Raw genomic sequence first — 20,514 nt, forward strand, 5'->3', positions numbered from 1 at the left:
ACTACCGCACGCTCCAGGTGAACCGGGGGGCCCGGCGTTCCAGGAACGCGGCGACACCCTCCGCGGTGTCGTCGCTCTCGTGTGCCTGCTCGGCCCAGTGGGCGTCGCGGTCCGTGCGGCCGTCCGCGAACTCCTTCGCCGCGGCCTGCGTCAGCCGCGAGCGCGCGGTGAGGATCCTGCTGAACTCCGTGATCCGCTTGGCGAGTTCGCCCTCCGGCAGCACCTCGTCGACCAGGCCGGTGCGCAGCGCGCGCTCCGCGTCGATCAACTCACCCGAGAAGAGCAGGTACTTGGCGGTCGCCGGGCCCACCAGGGAGACCAGGCGGCGGGTGGAGGAGGCGGGGTAGACGATGCCCAGCTTGGCCGGCGTCACCCCGAACAGCGCGCCCGCCTCGGCGAACCGCAGGTCGCAGGCCGCCGCGAGTTGTGCGCCGCCGCCCACGCAGTACCCGCGCACCGCGGCCAGCGTCGGCTTGGGGAACGCGGCGAGCGCCTCCTCTGCCTGCCCCGCCAGGCGCTGCGCCTCCCGCGGCGAGCCGCGCAGCGTGGAGATGTCGGCACCGGCGCAGAACGTCGCGCCCGACCCGGTCAGCACCAGCGCCCGGACGTCCGGATCGGCCGCGAGGCCGTCCAGGAGCGGTGGCAGCGCCCGCCACATCGCGGCGGTCATCGCGTTGCGCTTGGCCGGGTGGTGGACCACGACGGTGGCCACCGCGTCGGTGACGTCGTGCAGCAACTGCGGCTCCATGCGCCGGATGCTATCCGTCGGGCCGAGTGTTTGATCAAGAAGGGGCGGGGGAGAGTTACGACACGGCAACAAACGGAACAAAAGGTGGAAACTGGGGGATCGTGCGGCTTTGAGGAGGCGTCGATGGCCAGGTTCACCAAGCCCCGCAGCGAGACGGCGAGGATGCGCCGCGGTTTCGGCTGGCTCGCCGGACTGGGGGTGCTCCTGGTGGTCGCCGGACTCGTCGGGCTCGTCTACACGGCCGCCGTCACGCTGACCTCCATGCTCCTGTTCGGCTGGCTGCTGCTGATCGGCGGTCTCGTGGGGCTGCTGCACGCGGTCCAGGCGCGCGGCTCGAACTTCTTCTGGCTCGGTGTCATCGTGGCCGCCCTGAACATCGCGGCGGGCGTGGTGGTCATCGGACATCCGCACGCGACCGCCGCCGCGCTCACCATGTTCGCGGCCCTGCTGTTCCTGACCGGCGGCCTGTTCCGGGTGGTCGGCAGCGTCGTGGTGCGCGGCCCCCAGTTCGGCTGGACGCTGCTGCTGGGCGCCTTCTACCTGCTGCTGGGCATCATGGTGCTGGCCTCCTGGCCGAGCAGCAGCCAGTACGTCATCGGCGCGTTCCTCTCCCTCGCCCTCCTCTTCGACGGCCTCGGCCTGATCGCGACCGGCTTCGGCGGCCGCCGCATCGTCGGCATGGTCTCCGACCGGACGGCCTGACTGAGCCGTCCCGGCCGCGCCGGGCGCGGGAGACATGGACCGTACAACCCGAAAAGTTCGCGATGTCGGCGCGGACGAGACAGGAACGATCCCTGCCGTGACGGATTCGTACGCCAATGGTCACAAGGCGCTTGAAACACGCTGACTTGTGTTCAGTCCTTGGGCTGAGAGCGGTGCGTTACCAACACTCGACGTGTGGTGACAATCGAGCGCGAGGGTGGCGACCGGACGATGGACAACCACGGGCGCGGGTACGGCTCACGCCCGGAGGGCGGCGCGGGGGCACCTCTCCATGACGTACCGCCGGATCCGCTGCCGTACGAGGGGGTCTGGCGGTTCACCGCGCCCGCCGCCGACGCCTCGGTCCCGCAGGCCCGGCACGCGGTCCGGGACCTGCTGCTGCGCCAGGGCGTCCCGGTCTCGGACGACCTGGTCCACGGCCTGCTGCTGATCGTGTCCGAGCTGGTCACGAACGCCGTACGGCACGCGGCGCTGCTGTCGCCGATGCTCGCCGTGGAGGTCGCGGTCGGCGCCGAGTGGGTGCGAGTGTCCGTGGAGGACAACCACCCCTACCGCCCGACCGCCCTGGAGACCGACCACGGGCGGACCGGCGGGCGTGGGCTGCTCCTGGTCCGTGAGATCGCGCGGGAGGCCGGCGGGGTCTGCGACGTCGAGCACACCGCGAGCGGCGGCAAGGTGATCTGGGCCGCCCTGCCGCTCAAACCGGCGCACCAGCTGGAACAGCACCCCTGAGGTCCGGCTTACCAGCCGGCGGGACCCGTCAGTTCCCTGATCGCGGGACGGGCCGCGTCCAGCACGGTCGGGAACCAGACGGAGAAGGTGTCCCGGGCGTGCCGCTCCGCCAGCTCGGCGGGCGTCACGAACGCCGTGGCGCCGACCTCCTCCGGGTCCGGCCGCAGCGGGGACTGCACCAGGCCGACGAAGAGGTGGTTGTACTCCTGCTCCACCAGGCCCGAGTCCGGGTCCGGGTGGTGGTAGCGGACCGTGCCCGCCTCGGCGAGCAGCGACGGGGAGATCCCCAGCTCCTCGTACGTGCGCCGGGCCGCCGCCGCCATGGGCGACTCACCGGGGTAGGGGTGGCCGCAGCAGCTGTTGGACCACACGCCGGGGGAGTGGTACTTGCCCAGCGCCCGCTGCTGGAGCAGCAGCCGGCCGCGGTTGTCGAACAGGAATACGGAGAAGGCGCGGTGCAGCCGTCCCGGTGGCTGGTGGGCGGACAGCTTCTCCGCGGTGCCGATCGTCACGCCGTCCTCGTCGACCAGTTCCAGCAAGATCGCGTCCGCGGCGCCGTTCGACGAGCTGTGCTTCGCGGTGGCAGGTGTGGTCGGCATACCCATCCTTCACTTCGGTCCTCGAGTCCCAAGTCTGCCGTACGAAACCGGCACTCCCGGCACTTCCCGGCACTCCGCATGTCCCACGCGGTGCCGAGGTCCTCGACTGTCACGGGCCGGGCACCGTAGGTGATCGTGCCCGGACGGGCACGCCCGGAACCGTCCGGGCGCCCCCGCGGAGAGGGCACGGGCGCACACCGCGCCTCCGTGTACCGGCGCGGGCGCCGTGCGCGCCGGGCGCCCCTTCGGTCAGGACGGCGGGGAGTGTCCCGTCAGTGGCACAGCCGGGCCTCGTGCTCCGCATGCCCGCTCGGCTCCAGCTGGAAGGTGCAGTGCTCCACGTCGAAGTGGTCCCCGAGGCAGCCCTGGAGCTCGTGCAGCAGCTTCTCGTGGCCGATGGCGCTGAGCGCGTCGGACCCGACGACCACGTGCGCGGAGAGCACCGGCAGACCCGAGGTGATCGTCCAGGCGTGCAGGTCGTGCACGTCCTCCACGCCGTCCAGCTCCAGAATGTGCTCCCGCACCTCGTTCATGTCGACGTTCTTCGGGGCCGCCTCCAGCAGCACGTCGAGCGTCTCGCGCAGCAGCCGGAAGGTGCGCGGCACGATGAGCAGGCCGATGAGGAGGGAGGCGACGGGGTCGGCGGCCTGCCAGCCAGTGAGCAGGATCACCGCCGCCGAGACCATGACGGCCACCGAGCCGAGCGCGTCCGCGGCCACCTCCAGGAAGGCGCCGCGCACGTTCAGGCTCTCCTTCTGGCCGCGCATCAGCAGCATGAGGGAGATCGAGTTCGCCACCAGGCCGATCGCGCCGAACACGATCATCAGCCCGCCGTTGGTGGGCGCCGGGGTGAGGAACCGCTGGATCGCCTCGTAGAGCACATAGCTGCCGACGCCGAGCAGCAGCAGGCAGTTGGCGAGCGCGGCGAGGATCTCCGCGCGGGCGTAGCCGAAGGTGCGGTTCCCGCTCGGCGGCCGGTTGGCGAAGCGGATGGCCAGCAGCGCCATACCGAGGCCGAGGGCGTCGGTGGCCATGTGGGCGGCGTCCGCGACCAGCGCCAGCGAGTCCGCGAGCAGGCCGCCGACGATCTCCACCACCATCACGGTGAGCGTGATCGACAGTGCGATGCGCAGTGTGCCGCGGTGCGCGGCGCCGGCCGTGCCGCCTGCTCCTGCGCCGTGCGCGTGTCCGTGGTCGTGACCGGCCCCCATGGGATGACCGCCCTTTCCGTATTGCCTCCGGGATCACAGTGAACTACGGGTGGGGGGTATGGGGCAACGCGGCACTGAACACCGTTGTCATGTGCCCTGACCTGCGCAAACGAACCGCAGGTCAGGGTGCGCGGACGACTCGGTCGCCCGGGTGCGGCAGTCGGCCCCGCACAGCGAGGAGATCCTTTGGTGATCAGTCATGTCATGGCCGTCCAGCCCATGCCGGGGCAGGATGTGACGAATGCCCGATCTGGTGCGGAGTTTGTGACCCGGCGGCCGGATCACCCATGATGATCGGAGCGAAGGCTGCGGCAGACCACGTCGATCAGGCCGGTGAACGGGCGGTGAACGTGGGCTTCCCGCCATCCGATAGCCTCTGCCGACATGCCGCCCGGGTGCCACAGGCAGGCGGGGCCCCTATATGCACATGACCGGCGCGGGCGCGTCGGCCCCCCAGGGAGTGAGTTCGTTGTCGACCGCCATCCTGACCGGTCAGCCGGTCCCCGGATCGTCGATCGAGGGCGATCTGCGGTCCCTCGGATTCGACGTGCGGGTCGCCTCCGACGGCACCGACGCCGAGACGCTGCTCGCCCAGGTGCCCGGTGACCAGCGGGTCGCCATCGTCGACGCCCGGTTCGTCGGCCATCTGCACGCGCTGCGACTGGGCCTGACCGACCCCCGCTTCCCGCTCGCCGCCGTCCCCGGCGCGATGACCGCCCGGCCGGCCGGCCGCCAGGCGCTGACCCGAGCGATGGCCCGCGAGAACTCCGCCGGCGGCAGCACCGCGGTCGCCGTCGCCGGCCTCGCCGACCGGATCTCCGAAGCCCTGGACGCCGACGGCTCCGAGGTGCACCGCCCCGTGCTCGGCACCCTCGTCGCCGCCGTACCCGAGGACCCCCAGACCCGCAACGAGGCCCGCCAGGCCGTGGCCGCCGTCGACGACGAGGCCGTCCGCCTGAAGTCGGCCGTCAAGGCCCGCGACGGCTTCTTCACCACCTTCTGCATCAGCCCGTACTCGCGCTACGTCGCCCGCTGGTGCGCCCGCCGAGGGCTGACCCCCAACCAGGTCACCACGGCCTCCCTGCTCACCGCGCTCATAGCCGCGAGCTGCGCCGCCACCGGCACCCGCGGCGGCTTCGTCGCCGCCGGCGTGCTGCTCATCGCCTCGTTCGTACTGGACTGCGCCGACGGCCAGCTGGCCCGCTACTCGCTTCAATACTCCACCCTCGGCGCCTGGCTGGACGCCACCTTCGACCGGGCCAAGGAGTACGCCTACTACGCCGGCCTCGCGCTGGGCGCCGCCCGCGGCGGCGACGACGTCTGGGCCCTGGCCCTGGGCGCCATGATCCTCCAGACCTGCCGGCATGTGGTCGACTTCTCCTTCAACGAGGCCAACCACGACGCCACCGCAAACACCAGCCCCACCGCCGCGCTCTCCGACAAGCTGGACAGCGTCGGCTGGACGGTCTGGGTGCGCCGGATGATCGTTCTGCCCATCGGCGAGCGCTGGGCGATGATCGCGGTCCTGACGGCGGTCACGACCCCCAGGATCACCTTCTACGTGCTGCTCGCCGGCTGCGCCCTCGCGGCGACGTACACCACGGCGGGCCGCGTCCTGCGGTCCGTGACGCGCAAGGCGCGGCGCACCGACCGGGCGGCGCAGGCGCTGGCGGACCTCGCGGACAACGGGCCGATCGCCGACCTCGTCGCCAGGCTGCGTGATCCCAACGCGCGCTGGTACCTCGACTTCCCGCTGCTGCGTGCCCTGGCCGGCGTGGTGATCCTCGCCGGGGCCCTGTACTCCGGCGACAACTGGCTGCCTTTCGTGGGCGCCACCTTCTACGTCGTCTTCTCAGGACTGGCCCTCTCCCAGCCCCTCAAAGGCCCCCTCGACTGGCTCGTTCCCCCGCTGTTCCGCGCCGCCGAATACGTCACCGTGCTGGTGCTGGCGGCCAGAGCGGAGGTGAACGGAGCCCTTCCTGCGGCTTTCGGCCTGGTGGCGGCCGTCGCCTACCATCACTACGACACGGTGTACCGCATCCGCGGCAACGCCGGAGCGCCGCCGGTCTGGCTGGTGCGCGCCCTCGGAGGACAGGAGGGGCGCACGCTGTTCGTCACCCTGCTGGCCGCGCTGCTCACCGCCTCGCAATTCCAGGTCGCGCTCACGGTCCTCGCCGTGGCTGTTGCCCTGCTGGTGCTCGCCGAGAGCATCCGTTTCTGGGTGGCCTCTCATCTGAGGGGCGCACCCGCCGTACACGACGAAGGAGAACTCGCATGATCGGCCTCGTGCTGGCGGCCGGCGCCGGACGGCGCCTGCGCCCCTACACCGACACCCTGCCCAAGGCGCTGGTGCCGGTGGGGCCCGACGGCGCGGAGGACGGCCCCACGGTCCTGGACCTCACCCTCGGCAACTTCGCCGAGGTCGGCCTGACCGAGGCCGCGATCATCGTCGGCTACCGCAAGGAGGCCGTGTACGAGCGCAAGGCGGCCCTGGAGCGGAAGTACGGCCTGAAGCTCACCCTGATCGACAACGACAAGGCCGAGGAGTGGAACAACGCCTACTCCCTGTGGTGCGGCCGTGACGCCCTCAAGGACGGCGTGATCCTCGCCAACGGCGACACCGTGCACCCGGTCTCCGTCGAGAAGACCCTGCTCGCCGCCCGTGGCGACGGCAAGAAGATCATCCTCGCCCTGGACACGGTGAAGTCGCTGGCCGACGAGGAGATGAAGGTCGTCGCCGACGCCGACCGGGGTGTGCGGCGGATCACCAAGCTCATGGACCCGGCCGAGGCCACGGGCGAGTACATCGGTGTCACCCTCATCGAGGGCGACGCCGCCCCCGAACTGGCCGACGCGCTGAAGACCACCTTTGAGCGGGACCCGCAGCTGTACTACGAGGACGGCTACCAGGAGCTCGTCAACCGCGGCTTCACGATCGACGTGGCACCGATCGGCGATGTCAAGTGGGTCGAGATCGACAACCACGACGACCTCGCCAAGGGCCGGGGGATCGCGTGCCAGTACTGACCCGGCTCATCCCGTCGCCGGTCGCCGTCGACATCCGCCCGGGCGCGCTCGACGACCTGGCCGTGATCGTCTCCGACGAGCGGATCTCGCCCTCCGGGCGGCTGGCCTTCGCCATCAGCAACGGCTCCGGCCGGCTGCTGCGCGAGCGGTTCGCCCCGGCCTTCCCGAGCGCCGACTGGTTCGAGGACGCCGATGGCACCATCGACGGTGCGGTCAGGCTCGCCGACTCCATCAAGAAGGCCGGCCGCTACGACGCGGTGGTCGGCCTCGGCGGCGGCAAGGTCATCGACTGCGCCAAGTACGCGGCGGCCCGCGTGGGCCTGCCGCTGGTCGCGGTGGCCACCAACCTGGCCAACGACGGGCTGTGCTCGCCGGTCGCCACGCTGGACAACGACGCGGGCCGGGGCTCGTACGGCGTGCCCAACCCGATCGGTATCGTCATCGACCTCGATGTGATTCGCGAGGCACCGGTGCGCTTCGTGAGTGCCGGCATCGGCGACGTGATCTGCAAGATCTCCGCCGTGGCCGACTGGGAACTGTCGCACCGCGAGACCGGGGAGAAGATCGACGGCCTCGCCGCCGCGATGGCCCGGCAGGCGGCCGAGGCCGTGCTGCGGCACCCCGGCGGCATCGGCGACGACTCGTTCCTGACGACGCTCTCCGAGTCCCTGGTCCTGTGCGGCATCTCCATGTCGGTGGCCGGGGACAGCCGTCCGGCGTCGGGTGCCTGCCACGAGATCAGCCACGCGTTCGACCTCCGGTTCCCCAAGCGCAACGCGCTCCACGGCGAGCAGTGCGGCCTCGGCGGCGCGTTCGCCACGTATCTGCGGGGCGACGTGGAGACGGCCGGACAGATGGCCGAGGTGCTGCGCCGGCACGGGCTGCCGGTACTGCCCACGGACATCGGCTTCACGGTGGACGAGTTCGTCCGGGTCGTCGAGTTCGCCCCGGAGACCCGGCCCGGCCGCTACACGATCCTCGAACACCTCGACCTCAAGACCGACCAGATCAAGGACATCTACGCCGACTATGTCAAGGCCATCGGTAGCTGAACTGAGACCGGTCGTCCATCCGGCAGGGGTGAAGGACCGGCGCAGCGGAGAGCACTGGGCGGGACGCCTCTACATGCGCGAGGTGTCCCTGCGGGTGGACCGCTACCTGGTGGGCACCAGGGTCACGCCCAACCAGCTCACGTACCTGATGACCGTCTTCGGCGTCCTCGCGGCCCCGGCCCTGCTGGTGCCGGGGATCGCGGGCGCCGTGCTCGGCGTGCTGATGGTCCAGCTCTACCTGCTGCTGGACTGCGTCGACGGCGAGATCGCCCGCTGGAAGCAGCAGTTCTCGCTGGGCGGGGTCTACCTGGACCGGGTCGGGGCCTATCTCACCGACGCCGCCGTCCTGGTCGGGCTCGGGCTGCGCGCCGCCGACCTGTGGGGTCCCGGGCGCATCGACTGGCTGTGGGCCTTCCTCGGAACCCTGGCCGCTCTCGGCGCGATCCTGATCAAGGCCGAGACCGACCTCGTCGGCGTGGCCCGCCACCAGGGCGGGCTGCCGCCGGTCCAGGAGAGCGCGGCCGAACCGCGCTCGTCGGGCATGGCGCTGGCCCGCCGGGCCGCCGCGGCGCTCAAGTTCCACCGGCTGATCCTCGGGATCGAGGCGTCCCTGCTGATCCTGGTCCTCGCGATCGCCGACACGATCAGGGGCGACCTGTTCTTCACCCGGCTCGGCACGGCCGTGCTCGCCGGCATCGCGCTGCTCCAGACCCTCCTGCACCTGGTGTCCATCCTCGTCTCCAGCAGGCTGAGGTGAGCGGCGTGACCTCTGCGAACGCTCCGCTCAAGGTCGGCGCCGTCATCATCACCATGGGCAACCGGCCCGAGGAGCTGCGGGCCCTGCTCGACTCGGTCGCCAAGCAGGACGGCGACCGGGTCGAGGTGGTGGTCGTCGGCAACGGCTCGCCCGTCCCGGACGTCCCCGAGGGCGTCAGGACCGTCGAGCTGCCGGAGAACCTCGGCATCCCCGGCGGCCGCAACGTCGGCATCGAGGCCTTCGGCCCGGCCGGCGGCGACGTCGACATCCTGCTCTTCCTCGACGACGACGGCCTGCTCGCCCGGAACGACACCGCCGAGCTGTGCCGCCAGGCCTTCGCCGCCGACGACCGGCTCGGCATCGTCAGCTTCCGCATCGCCGACCCGGACATCGGCGTCACCCAGCGCCGCCACGTGCCGCGGCTGCGCGCCGCCGACCCGATGCGCTCCTCCCGGGTCACCACCTTCCTGGGCGGCGCGAACGCCGTCCGCACCAAGGTCTTCGCGGAAGTCGGCGGCCTGCCGGACGAATTCTTCTACGCGCACGAGGAAACCGACCTGGCATGGCGGGCCCTCGACGCGGGCTGGATGATCGACTACCGGTCCGACATGGTGCTGTACCACCCGACGACCGCGCCTTCGCGGCACGCGGTCTACCACCGCATGGTCGCCCGCAACCGGGTCTGGCTGGCCCGCCGCAACCTCCCGGTGCTCCTCGTCCCGGTCTACCTTGGGGTGTGGCTGCTGCTCACCCTCGCCCGCCGCCCCTCGCGTCCGGCCCTGAGGGCCTGGTTCGGCGGCTTCCGGGAGGGCTGGACCACACCCTGCGGCCCGCGCCGGCCCATGAAGTGGCGTACGGTGTGGCGACTCACCCGACTGGGCCGGCCGCCGGTCATCTGACAAGATCGTTCCCCCGAGTACGCGGCATTACCCAGCCGGTGCTCGAGCCACGGCCGTACATCCGCACTGGCAGCGCATCTCGAAGACGAAAGTTTCCACTTGTGAGTGAGACAACGCATGACGGCGGCGTCGCCCTCGGCGCGGCTCCGTCGCCCGACGAGGGTCTTACCCCGGCCCAGCTTGCCGACAAGTACGGGCTGTCCGTCAGCGGCGCCCGGCCCCCGCTCGGGGCGTACATCCGGCAGCTGTGGGGGCGGCGCCACTTCATCCTGGCCTTCTCCCAGGCGAAGCTGACCGCCCAGTACAGCCAGGCCAAGCTCGGCCAGCTCTGGCAGGTGGCGACACCGCTGCTGAACGCCGCGGTGTATTACTTCATCTTCGGCATCATCATCAAGGCCACCCGGGGACTCGACCAGGAGACGTACATCCCGTTCCTGGTGACCGGGGTGTTCGTGTTCACCTTCACCCAGACCTCCGTCATGGCCGGTGTCCGCGCCATCTCCGGCAACCTGGGTCTGGTGCGCGCGCTGCACTTCCCGCGCGCCTCCCTGCCGATCTCCTTCGCGCTCCAGCAGCTCCAGCAGCTCCTGTACTCGATGATCGTGCTGTTCGTCGTGGTCATCGCCTTCGGCAGCTACCCGCGCCTGTCCTGGCTGCTGATCGTGCCGGCGCTGGCGTTGCAGTTCCTGTTCAACACCGGGCTGGCGCTGATCATGGCCCGGCTGGGCTCCAAGACCCCCGACCTCGCCCAGCTCATGCCGTTCGTCACGCGGACCTGGATGTACGCGTCGGGCGTGATGTTCTCCCTCAGCGGCATGCTCGCAGGGAAGCCGGACTGGGTCATCCGGCTGATGCAGGTCAACCCCGCCGCCATCTACATGGACCTGATCCGCTTCGCGCTGATCGACGGCTACGACTCCTCGCACCTGCCGCCGCACGTCTGGGCCGGCGCCCTCGGCTGGGCCGTGCTCGTCTTCGTCGGTGGCTTCGTGTACTTCTGGAAGGCGGAGGAGAGGTACGGCCGTGGCTGACCAGGACCACCACATGCGCGACGCCGGGCGGGTGCCCACCGTGATCGCGGACGAGCTGCACATCGTCTACCGCGTCAACGGCGCCAAGTCCGGCAAGGGCAGCGCCACCGCCGCGCTCAGCCGCATCCTCAAGCGGGGCTCCGACGACACGGCGCGGGGCGTGCGCAAGGTGCACGCGGTCAAGGGCGTCTCCTTCGTCGCGTACCGCGGCGAGGCGATCGGCCTGATCGGCTCCAACGGCTCCGGCAAGTCCACGCTGCTGCGCGCCATCGCCGGCCTGCTGCCCGCCGAGAGGGGCCGGGTCTACACCGACGGCCAGCCCTCGCTGCTCGGCGTGAACGCGGCGCTGATGAACGACCTCACCGGCGAGCGCAACGTCATCCTGGGCGGACTGGCCATGGGCATGTCGCGCGAGCAGATCAAGGAGCGCTACGAGGGGATCGTCGACTTCTCCGGCATCAACGAGAAGGGCGACTTCATCACCCTGCCGATGCGCACGTACTCCTCCGGCATGGCGGCCCGGCTGCGCTTCTCCATCGCCGCCGCCAAGGACCACGACGTCCTCATGATCGACGAGGCGCTGGCCACCGGCGACCGCAAGTTCCAGACGCGCTCCGAAGCGCGCATCCGGGAGCTGCGCAAGGAGGCCGGCACGGTGTTCCTGGTCAGCCACAACAACAAGTCGATCCGCGACACCTGCGACCGGGTGCTGTGGCTGGAGCGCGGCGAACTGCGCATGGACGGCCCCACCGAAGCGGTGCTCAAGGAGTACGAGAAGTTCACGGGCAAGTAGCCCGCAGGCGCCAGGGCCCCGCCGGAACGCGTCCGGTGGGGCCCCTCGTCCGCAAAGGATGTGTCAACTCGCGCCGTCCTGAGGAATCTTGACACCAATCGGTGTGTTGTTGTGATGTGCGGGACACCCCCCGCGCGGCTCGCTGCGTTGTACAACGTAAGCTGTACCGGTCCCGGAAAGCGGCAAGTGGGGAGATAATGCGCGACACCCTCCGCCGACGCCGCCCCGCGGACCGCCGGGCGGCGTGTCCGAAATAGTGTGTCTTGGGTCGGCAGTGTAGAACGGGAGATGTGACGGCAATGGCTACGGAAACTCCCCAGCTCAACGCAGCAGGTGCCGTCCCCGTGCCGGACAGTGGACGATGACGCGAACGCCGACGGCGCGCGACCCCGAGCGCGCCACCCTCGACAAGGCCGCGGGTGAGAACTTCCCCGTGGCACCGTTCTTCCTGCCCAGAGCCTGGCGCGTCGACCTGATGGCCGTCTACGGCTTCGCCCGCCTCGTCGACGACATCGGCGACGGCGACCTGGCCCCCGGCGGCGCGGACGCCCGGCTGCTCGGCGTGTCGCCCGGCGAGGCCGAGGACCGACTGGTCCTCCTCGACGCCTTCGAGGCCGATCTGCGCCGGGTCTTCGACGGCACCCCGCGCCACCCCCTGCTGCGCCGGCTCCAGCCCACCGTGCGCCGCAGATCACTGACCCCCGAGCCGTTCCTCGGCCTGATCGCCGCCAATCGCCAGGACCAGCTCGTCACGCGGTACGAGACCTACGACGACCTCCTCGCCTACTGCGAACTGTCCGCCAACCCCGTCGGCCGCCTCGTCCTCGCCGTCACCGGTACCTCGACCCCCGAGCGGATCCGCCGTTCCGACGCCGTCTGCACCGCCCTGCAGATCGTCGAGCACCTCCAGGACGTCACGGAGGACCTCGGACGCGACCGCATCTATCTGCCCGCCGCCGACATGAAACGTTTCCACGTGCAGGAGTCTGATCTCGCCGCGCCCACCGCGGGCGCATCGGTGCGCGCACTCGTCGCGTACGAAGCGGAACGCGCCCGCGGTCTGCTGAATGAAGGCGCCCCCCTGGTGGGTAGCGTCCACGGCAGGTTGAAGCTGCTGCTCGCGGGGTTCGTGGCGGGGGGAAGGGCGGCGATCCACGCGATCGCCGCCGCCGAATACGACGTACTTCCCGGCCCGCCCAAGCCCGGCAAGACCCGGTTGCTGCGCGAGGTGGGCCTGACTCTGCGAGGAGAGGGGTGATCCGGGCCGTGGAGTCGGAACAGCACGTGTCCGCGCCGGTACTCGCCGCCTACAGCTACTGCGAGGCCGTCACCGGACAGCAGGCCCGCAACTTCGCCTACGGCATCAGACTGCTGCCGACGGCCAAGCGGCGGGCGATGTCGGCGCTGTACGCGCTCTCCCGGCGCGTCGACGACATCGGCGACGGAACGCTGGCCCACGACGTGAAGATCACCCGTCTGGAGGACACCCGGGCGCTGCTCGGCCGGGTCCGCGACGGCGCGGTCGAGGACGACGACACCGACCCCGTGGCCGTCGCCCTCAGCCACGCCGCCCGGATCTTCCCGATCCCGCTCGGCGGCCTGGACGAACTCATCGACGGCGTCCTGATGGACGTCCGCGGCGAGACGTACGAGACCTGGGAGGACCTGAAGGCCTACTGCCGCTGCGTGGCCGGGGCCATCGGACGGCTCTCCCTCGGCGTGTTCGGCACCGAGCCGGGGGCGCGCGGCGCCGAACGCGCTCCCGAGTACGCCGACACGCTCGGGCTCGCGTTGCAGCTGACCAACATCCTCAGAGACGTCCGCGAGGACGCCGAGGGCGGCCGCACCTACCTGCCCGCCGACGACCTCGCCAAGTTCGGCTGCTCGGCCGGGTTCCACGGGCCGACGCCGCCGGAAGGCTCCGACTTCGCGGGCCTGGTGCACTTCGAGGTGCGACGGGCCCGCGCCCTGTTCGCCGAGGGCTACCGGCTGCTGCCCCTGCTGGACCGGCGCAGCGGCGCGTGCGTCGCCGCCATGGCCGGCATCTACCGCCGGCTGCTCGACCGCATCGAGCGCGACCCGGAGGCCGTGCTGCGCGGCCGGGTCTCGCTGCCCGGACACGAGAAGGCGTACGTCGCCGTGCGCGGCCTGTCCGGCCTCGACGCCCGGTACGTGTCCCGGCAGACCGTCAGGAGGCGTGCCTGATGGTGATGTCACCGCACGATGAAGCCACCGGCGAGAAACGACGGGCAACCCTCCGATGCCGGGCGGCGTCCCTGACGGCAACGGTCGCCCGCGAGGCACCCGCTCACCGCGGCGGACGCACAGGGGAGGGCGCACGATGACCGACGGCACACGGCGGGACGGACCGCTCACGGACGCCTCGGGACCGGCCGGACGGCATGCCGTGGTGGTCGGCGGCGGCCTGGCCGGTCTCACCGCCGCGCTCGCGCTCGCCGACGCCGGAATGCGCGTGACGCTGCTGGAAGGCAGACCCCGCCTGGGCGGGCTCGCCTTCTCCTTCCAGCGCGGCGACCTCACCATCGACAACGGACAGCACGTCTACCTGCGCTGCTGCACCGCCTACCGCTGGTTCCTCGACCGGATCGGCGGCGCCGCGCTCGCCCCGCTGCAGGACCGGCTGGAGGTGCCCGTCGTCGACGCCACGAGACCCGAGGGCCGGCGGCTCGGCACACTGCGGCGCGACGCGCTGCCCGTACCCCTGCACCTGGGGCGCAGCCTCGCCACCTACCCGCACCTCTCGCTCGCCGAGCGGGTCCGGGTGGGCCGTGCCGCGCTCGCGCTCAAGGGACTCGACCTGACCGATCCGGCCCTGGACGCACGGGACTTCGGCAGCTGGCTGACGGAGCACGGCCAGTCGGCGCGTGCCGTCGAGGCCTTGTGGGACCTGGTCGGGGTCGCCACGCTCAACGCGGTCGCGCGCGACTCCTCGCTGGGGCTCGCCGCGATGGTGTTCAAGACCGGACTGCTGTCCGACCCGGGCGCGGCCGACATCGGCTGGGCCCGCGTCCCGCTGGGCGAACTGCACGACGGGCTGGCCCGCAGGGCGCTCGACTCCGCGGGCGTGCGTACCGAGGTCCGGACACGCGTCACCTCCGTCTCCCTCAACGGAAACGGGAGCTGGAACGTTCAGCTTCCCGGCGAGAGCCTGGTCGCCGACGCGGTCGTCCTCGCCGTACCGCAGCGCGAGGCGCACGGACTGCTGCCGGCCGGCGCCCTGGACGCGCCGGACCGGCTGCTCAGGATCGGCACCGCGCCGATCCTCAACGCCCACGTCGTCTATGACCGCACGGTGCTGAACGCGCCCTTCTTCGCGGCCATCGGCACACCCGTGCAGTGGGTCTTCGACCGCACCGAGGCGGCCGGCCTGAAGCACGGTCAGTACCTCGCGGTGTCCCAGTCGGTGGCGCAGGACGAGATCGACGCGCCGGTCGCCGTGCTGCGCGAGCGCTATCTGCCCGAACTGAGGCGGCTGCTGCCCCGTGCACGCGGTGCCGAGGTGAAGGACTTCTTCGTGACCCGGGAGCGCACGGCGACGTTCGCCCCGGCCCCCGGCGTCGGACGGCTGCGGCCCGGCGCCCGCACCAAGGCCCCCGGCCTGTATCTGGCCGGAGCGTGGACCGCCACAGGGTGGCCCGCGACCATGGAGAGTGCGGTCCGCAGCGGTGTGAAGGCGGCCGAGGCCGCGCTGAGCGCCCTGGGCCGGCCCCGCCCGAGCCGTCTCTTCGCCATCGAGGAGGCGGCGGCATGACGTTCGATCAGCAGCCCGCGGCGGGCCCCCGCACCTCCGGCACCGCAACAAGAGGAGAGACTGTGCCCACTGTGCCCCCGGCCTCGACGGCCGCTCGGAGGACCGCGGTGGACGTGACCGCGCTTTTGGAGCGCGGCCGGACCCTGGCCACGCCGGTACTGCGGGCGGCCGTCGACCGCCTGGCGCCCCCCATGGACACCGTCGCCGCCTACCACTTCGGCTGGATCGACGCCCTGGGCAACCCGGCCCGCGGGGACGGCGGCAAGGCTGTGCGCCCCGCCCTGGCCGTGCTCTCCGCCGAGGTCACCGGGGCCGCGCCCGAGGCCGGTGTGCCCGGCGCGGTCGCCGTGGAGCTCGTCCACAACTTCTCCCTGCTGCACGACGACCTGATGGACGGCGACGAACAGCGCCGCCACCGCGACACGGTCTGGAAGGTGCACGGCCCCGCCCAGGCCATCCTGGTCGGCGACGCGCTGTTCGCCCTGGCCAACGAGGTGCTGCTGGAGCTGGGCACGGTCGAGGCCGGCCGCGCCGCCCGCCGGCTGACCACCGCCACCCGCGCCCTGATCGACGGTCAGGCGCAGGACATCTCCTACGAGCACCGCGACCGGGTCAGCGTCGCGGAGTGCCTGGAGATGGAGGGCAACAAGACCGGTGCCCTGCTCGCCTGCGCCTCCTCCGTCGGCGCGGTCCTCGGCGGCGCGGACGACCGCACGGCCGACACGCTGGAGAAGTACGGGTACCACCTCGGTCTGGCCTTCCAGGCCGTCGACGACCTCCTCGGCATCTGGGGCGATCCGGAGGCCACCGGCAAGCAGACCTGGAGCGATCTGCGCCAGCGCAAGAAGTCCCTGCCGGTCGTGGCCGCGCTCGCGGCGGGCGGCCCGGCCTCCGAGCGGCTCGGCGAGATCCTCGCCGCCGACGCCAAGAGCAGCGACTTCGCGAACTTCTCCGAGGAGGAGTTCGCGGCCCGCGCCGCCCTCATCGAGGAGGCGGGCGGCCGGGAGTGGACGGCCGAGGAGGCGCGCCGTCAGCACACCATCGCCATCGAAGCCCTCGACGCCGTCGGCATGCCCGAGCAGGTACGGGCCGCGTTCACGGCGCTCGCCGACTTCGTCGTCGTACGAAAGAGATGATCACTATCGGTCGAACCAGCCTCGCGTAGTCGCCGGCCGGTGCAGCAAGGAGGTTTCGGCACCGGCCGACGGCGGACCCACAGCAGCACGACTTGCACGACTGCACGAAGGGGAAGCCATGACAGCGACGACCGACGGAAGCACCGGGGCGACACTGCCGTCCCGCGCTGCCGCGGCCAGTGAAACCGTACTCAGCACCCCCGAGGCGGCCGGGGTACAAGAAGCCGCCGCGGCCGCCGTCAGGCGGGCCACCGACTTCCTGCTCGCCCAGCAGGACGCCGAGGGCTGGTGGAAGGGCGACCTCGAGACGAACGTCACCATGGACGCCGAGGACCTGCTGCTGCGCCAGTTCCTGGGCATCCTGGACGAGGACACCACCCGGGCCGCCGCGCTGTTCATCCGCGGCGAGCAACGCGAGGACGGCACCTGGGCCACCTTCTACGGCGGCCCGGGCGAACTCTCCACCACCATCGAGGCCTACGTCGCCCTCCGGCTGGCCGGCGACGCGCCGGACGAGCTCCACATGGCCCGGGCCTCCGCCTGGATCCGCGCGCGGGGCGGCATCGCGGCTTCCCGCGTCTTCACCCGCATCTGGCTGGCACTGTTCGGCTGGTGGAAGTGGGAGGACCTGCCCGAACTGCCGCCCGAGCTCATCTGGTTCCCCAAGTGGTTCCCGCTCAACATCTACAACTTCGGTTGCTGGGCGCGGCAGACGATCGTGCCCCTGACCGTCGTCTCGGCCAAGCGCCCGGTGCGTCCGGCCCCGTTCCCGCTCGACGAGCTGCACACCGACCCCGGCCGTCCCCGTCCGCCGCGACCGCTCGCCCCGGCCAGGACCTGGGACGGCCTGTTCCAGCGGCTCGACATGGTGGTGCGTGGCTACCGTTCCGTCGCCGTGCGCAGGGTGCGCGAGGCCGCCCTGAACTCGGCCGCCCGCTGGATCATCGAGCGGCAGGAGAACGACGGCTGCTGGGGCGGCATCCAACCGCCGGCGGTGTACTCGGTCATCGCCCTGTACCTGCTCGGCTACGACCTCGAGCACCCGGTGATGCGGGCCGGCCTCGAGTCGCTGGACCGTTACGCCGTGCGGCGCGAGGACGGCGCCCGCATGATCGAGGCCTGCCAGTCGCCGGTGTGGGACACCTGCCTGGCCACCATCGCGCTCGCCGACGCCGGACTGCCCGCCGACCACCCCCAGTTGGTCAAGGCCGCCGACTGGATGCTGGGCGAGCAGATCGTCCGGCCCGGCGACTGGTCGGTACGACGCCCCGGACTGCCGCCAGGCGGCTGGGCGTTCGAGTTCCACAACGACAACTACCCCGACATCGACGACACCGCCGAGGTCGTCCTCGCCCTGCGCCGGGTAAGGCACCACGACCCGGAGCGGATGGACAACGCCATCGGCCGCGGGGTGCGCTGGAACCTCGGGATGCAGTCGAAGAACGGCGCCTGGGGAGCCTTCGACGTCGACAACACCAGCCCCTTCCCCAACCGGCTGCCGTTCTGCGACTTCGGCGAGGTGATCGACCCGCCGTCGGCGGACGTCACCGCGCACGTCGTGGAGATGCTCGCCGCCGAGGGCATGACCCACGACCCCCGCACCCGGCGGGGCATCGAGTGGCTGCTGGCCGAACAGGAGCCGGACGGCTCGTGGTTCGGCCGCTGGGGCGTCAACTACATCTACGGCACCGGGTCCGTCGTACCCGCCCTGACGGCCGCCGGCCTGCCCGGCTCCCACCCGGCCGTCCGCCGCGCGGTGACCTGGCTGGAGAGCGTGCAGAACGACGACGGCGGCTGGGGCGAGGACCTGCGCTCCTACCGGTACGTCAAGGAGTGGAGCGGCAAGGGCGCCTCCACGGCCTCGCAGACCGCCTGGGCCCTGCTCGCCCTGCTCGCGGCGGGGGAGAAGGACTCCAAGTCCGTCGAGCGCGGCGTCGAGTGGCTCGCGGCCACCCAGCGGGAGGACGGCTCCTGGGACGAGCCGTACTTCACCGGCACCGGCTTCCCGTGGGACTTCTCCATCAACTACCACCTGTACCGGCAGGTCTTCCCGCTCACCGCGCTCGGCCGGTACGTGCACGGCGAGCCCTTCGCCTGGCGCCGCCCCACCGCCGATCCCCTCGCCGAGCGGCCCGGCGCCGAGGTCAAGGGGAGCTGATGAGCACACGGCCCGGACCGGCTCCGCTGCTGATCGCCTGCGCGCTCGGCATCGAGCGTCTCGCCCTGCGCGCCGGTGACCGCGACGGAGCCGGCGGGCCGGTCACCGTCCTGCGGACGGGCATGGGACCCAAGGCGGCGGAACGCTCCGTCACCCGGGTCCTCGCCGGCCCGCCGCTGGACCGGGCCACGGTGCTCGCCACGGGCTTCTGCGCGGGACTCGCCCCCGGCATGCACCCCGGCGACCTCGTCGTCGCCGAGGAGACCCGGGATCCGCGCGGCACCGTCCCCTGCGTCGGCACCGAACTGCTCGTCAAGGAACTCACCCGCACCCTGCCCGGGCGCACCGTGCACACCGGGCCGCTCACCGGCTCCGACCATGTCGTACGCGGACCCGAGCGGTCCGACCTGCGCGCCACCGGGGCGATCGCGGTCGACATGGAGTCGGCGGCCACGCTCCTGAGCGCCGTGCGCACGGGTGTGCGCCCTGTTGCGGCCGTGCGGGTGGTCGTGGACGCTCCAGAACATGAACTCGTCCGTATCGGTACGGTCCGCGGTGGAATATCAGCCTTCCGCGTTCTTCGTTCCGTCCTGCCGACTTTTTTCGAATGGCACCGTAATGTTCTGCTCCCCAGGAGGTGAGCCAGATGGCCATGCCGCTGCGCCAGTCCGTCAAAGTCGCCACATACTTGGCCGAACAGAAGCTTCGCAAGCGGGACAAGTTCCCGCTGATCGTCGAGCTTGAACCGCTCTTCGCCTGCAACCTCAAGTGCGAGGGCTGCGGCAAGATCCAGCATCCGGCAGGAGTGCTCAAGCAGCGCATGCCCGTCGCCCAGGCGGTGGGAGCGGTACTGGAGTCGGGTGCGCCGATGGTGTCCATCGCGGGCGGCGAGCCCCTGATGCACCCGCAGATCGACGAGATCGTACGGCAGCTGGTGGCCAAGCGGAAGTACGTCTTCCTGTGCACCAACGCGCTGCTGATGCGCAAGAAGATGGACAAGTTCAAGCCGTCCCCCTACTTCGCCTTCGCGGTGCACATCGACGGGCTGCGGGAGCGGCACGACGAGTCGGTGGCGAAGGAGGGCGTGTTCGACGAGGCGGTGGAGGCCATCAAGGAGGCCAAGCGGCGCGGCTTCCGGGTGACCACCAACTCCACCTTCTTCAACACCGACACCCCGCAGACCGTCGTCGAGGTGCTCAACTTCCTCAACGACGACCTCAAGGTCGACGAGATGATGATCTCGCCCGCCTACGCCTACGAGAAGGCACCCGACCAGGAGCACTTCCTGGGCGTGGAGCAGACCCGCGAGCTGTTCAGGAAGGCCTTCGCGGGCGGCAACCGCCGCCGCTGGCGGCTCAACCACTCGCCGCTGTTCCTCGACTTCCTCGAGGGCAAGGTCGACTTCCCGTGCACCGCGTGGGCGATCCCGAACTACTCCCTGTTCGGCTGGCAGCGCCCCTGCTACCTGATGAGCGACGGGTACGTGCCGACGTACCGGGAACTCATCGAGGACACCGACTGGGACAAGTACGGCCGGGGCAAGGACCCGCGGTGCGCCAACTGCATGGCGCACTGCGGCTACGAGCCCACCGCCGTGCTGGCCACCATGGGATCGCTCAAGGAGTCCCTGCGCGCCATGCGCGAGACGGTCTCAGGGAACCGGGACTGACGCCATGGCCGCCATTCCTCTGGGCGTCCCCGAGGTACCGGCCCGGCCGATCGCCGAGCGACGCGTGTCGCGGCAGATCCACGTCGGGCCGGTGGCGGTCGGGGGCGGGGCCCCGGTGTCGGTGCAGTCGATGACGACGACGCGTACGTCGGACATCGGGGCCACCTTGCAGCAGATCGCGGAGCTGACGGCTTCGGGCTGCCAGAT

21 protein-coding genes are annotated in these 20,514 nt (G+C 71.3%); 18 read left to right on the forward strand and 3 right to left on the reverse strand.

Annotated elements, in window-relative coordinates:
- Position 1 precedes the first annotated feature (1 nt).
- Complete coding sequence (locus tag ABZ818_RS04095; protein ID WP_361410422.1) at positions 2-748, reverse strand: enoyl-CoA hydratase/isomerase family protein; 747 nt, start codon at positions 746-748, stop codon at positions 2-4.
- 123 nt (positions 749-871) lie between these two features.
- Here ABZ818_RS04095 and ABZ818_RS04100 point away from each other — a divergent pair, with 123 nt between their 5' ends.
- Together ABZ818_RS04100 and ABZ818_RS04105 are read left to right on the forward strand one after the other, a co-directional pair.
- Positions 872-1,450, forward strand: coding sequence for a DUF308 domain-containing protein (locus ABZ818_RS04100; protein ID WP_361410425.1), 579 nt, complete (start codon positions 872-874; stop codon positions 1,448-1,450).
- Positions 1,451-1,681: 231 nt separating this feature from the next.
- Complete coding sequence (locus tag ABZ818_RS04105; RefSeq protein WP_361410516.1) at positions 1,682-2,203, forward strand: ATP-binding protein; 522 nt, start codon at positions 1,682-1,684, stop codon at positions 2,201-2,203.
- Between the two features lie 8 nt (positions 2,204-2,211).
- On the opposite strand, the gene idi is transcribed toward ABZ818_RS04105, so the two are convergent.
- Positions 2,212-2,802 (reverse strand): isopentenyl-diphosphate Delta-isomerase, encoded by a 591-nt coding sequence (gene idi, locus ABZ818_RS04110; RefSeq protein WP_361410428.1) that lies wholly within the window; start codon positions 2,800-2,802, stop codon positions 2,212-2,214.
- Positions 2,803-3,074: 272 nt separating this feature from the next.
- Positions 3,075-4,013, reverse strand: a complete 939-nt coding sequence (locus tag ABZ818_RS04115; RefSeq protein WP_361410431.1) for a cation diffusion facilitator family transporter — start codon at positions 4,011-4,013, stop codon at positions 3,075-3,077.
- A gap of 469 nt (positions 4,014-4,482) precedes the next feature.
- Here ABZ818_RS04115 and ABZ818_RS04120 point away from each other — a divergent pair, with 469 nt between their 5' ends.
- The 16 genes from ABZ818_RS04120 to ABZ818_RS04195 all read left to right on the forward strand — a co-directional run.
- On the forward strand, positions 4,483-6,291 hold the full coding sequence (locus ABZ818_RS04120) for a DUF5941 domain-containing protein (RefSeq protein ID WP_361410434.1): 1,809 nt from the start codon (positions 4,483-4,485) through the stop codon (positions 6,289-6,291).
- Positions 6,288-7,040: a phosphocholine cytidylyltransferase family protein gene (locus ABZ818_RS04125; protein ID WP_361410437.1), complete on the forward strand. Its 753-nt coding sequence runs from the start codon at positions 6,288-6,290 to the stop codon at positions 7,038-7,040. The genes ABZ818_RS04120 and ABZ818_RS04125 overlap by 4 nt, the downstream gene beginning before the upstream one ends.
- The gene (locus tag ABZ818_RS04130; RefSeq protein WP_361410440.1) at positions 7,028-8,092 is read left to right on the forward strand and encodes an iron-containing alcohol dehydrogenase family protein; all 1,065 of its coding nucleotides are present in this window, start codon (positions 7,028-7,030) and stop codon (positions 8,090-8,092) included. Before ABZ818_RS04125 ends, ABZ818_RS04130 begins: the two co-directional genes overlap by 13 nt.
- On the forward strand, positions 8,070-8,849 hold the full coding sequence (locus ABZ818_RS04135; RefSeq protein WP_361410443.1) for a CDP-alcohol phosphatidyltransferase family protein: 780 nt from the start codon (positions 8,070-8,072) through the stop codon (positions 8,847-8,849). The genes ABZ818_RS04130 and ABZ818_RS04135 overlap by 23 nt, the downstream gene beginning before the upstream one ends.
- A 53-nt stretch (positions 8,850-8,902) precedes the next feature.
- Positions 8,903-9,748 (forward strand): glycosyltransferase, encoded by an 846-nt coding sequence (locus ABZ818_RS04140; protein ID WP_361410518.1) that lies wholly within the window; start codon positions 8,903-8,905, stop codon positions 9,746-9,748.
- Positions 9,749-9,849: 101 nt separating this feature from the next.
- Positions 9,850-10,779 (forward strand): ABC transporter permease, encoded by a 930-nt coding sequence (locus ABZ818_RS04145; RefSeq protein ID WP_361410445.1) that lies wholly within the window; start codon positions 9,850-9,852, stop codon positions 10,777-10,779.
- A 13-nt stretch (positions 10,780-10,792) separates the two neighbouring features.
- The gene (locus tag ABZ818_RS04150; RefSeq protein WP_361410521.1) at positions 10,793-11,572 is read left to right on the forward strand and encodes an ABC transporter ATP-binding protein; all 780 of its coding nucleotides are present in this window, start codon (positions 10,793-10,795) and stop codon (positions 11,570-11,572) included.
- Between the two features lie 361 nt (positions 11,573-11,933).
- On the forward strand, positions 11,934-12,830 hold the full coding sequence (gene hpnC, locus ABZ818_RS04155; protein WP_361410447.1) for a squalene synthase HpnC: 897 nt from the start codon (positions 11,934-11,936) through the stop codon (positions 12,828-12,830).
- On the forward strand, positions 12,827-13,777 hold the full coding sequence (gene hpnD, locus ABZ818_RS04160; RefSeq protein ID WP_361410450.1) for a presqualene diphosphate synthase HpnD: 951 nt from the start codon (positions 12,827-12,829) through the stop codon (positions 13,775-13,777). Before hpnC ends, hpnD begins: the two co-directional genes overlap by 4 nt.
- 5 nt (positions 13,778-13,782) lie before the next feature.
- Positions 13,783-13,917, forward strand: coding sequence for a DUF6380 family protein (locus tag ABZ818_RS04165; RefSeq protein WP_361410524.1), 135 nt, complete (start codon positions 13,783-13,785; stop codon positions 13,915-13,917).
- On the forward strand, positions 13,914-15,344 hold the full coding sequence (gene hpnE / locus ABZ818_RS04170) for a hydroxysqualene dehydroxylase HpnE (RefSeq protein WP_361410453.1): 1,431 nt from the start codon (positions 13,914-13,916) through the stop codon (positions 15,342-15,344). The genes ABZ818_RS04165 and hpnE overlap by 4 nt, the downstream gene beginning before the upstream one ends.
- Positions 15,345-15,415: 71 nt before the next feature.
- On the forward strand, positions 15,416-16,480 hold the full coding sequence (locus tag ABZ818_RS04175; RefSeq protein ID WP_361410527.1) for a polyprenyl synthetase family protein: 1,065 nt from the start codon (positions 15,416-15,418) through the stop codon (positions 16,478-16,480).
- 118 nt (positions 16,481-16,598) lie between these two features.
- On the forward strand, positions 16,599-18,638 hold the full coding sequence (gene shc / locus ABZ818_RS04180; RefSeq protein WP_361410456.1) for a squalene--hopene cyclase: 2,040 nt from the start codon (positions 16,599-16,601) through the stop codon (positions 18,636-18,638).
- Complete coding sequence (locus tag ABZ818_RS04185) at positions 18,638-19,279, forward strand: 1-hydroxy-2-methyl-2-butenyl 4-diphosphate reductase (protein ID WP_361410459.1); 642 nt, start codon at positions 18,638-18,640, stop codon at positions 19,277-19,279. The genes shc and ABZ818_RS04185 overlap by 1 nt, the downstream gene beginning before the upstream one ends.
- 5 nt (positions 19,280-19,284) lie before the next feature.
- A complete protein-coding gene (hpnH, locus tag ABZ818_RS04190; protein WP_141356268.1) occupies positions 19,285-20,307 on the forward strand; it encodes an adenosyl-hopene transferase HpnH in 1,023 nt (340 codons plus the stop codon).
- Positions 20,308-20,311: 4 nt separating this feature from the next.
- Positions 20,312-20,514, forward strand: a 203-nt coding sequence (locus tag ABZ818_RS04195) for a flavodoxin-dependent (E)-4-hydroxy-3-methylbut-2-enyl-diphosphate synthase (protein WP_361410462.1), incomplete at its 3' end; no start/stop codon positions are given.

It is taken from the genome of Streptomyces sp. NPDC047453 (genome assembly GCF_040643155.1).
Taxonomy (GTDB): domain Bacteria; phylum Actinomycetota; class Actinomycetes; order Streptomycetales; family Streptomycetaceae; genus Streptomyces.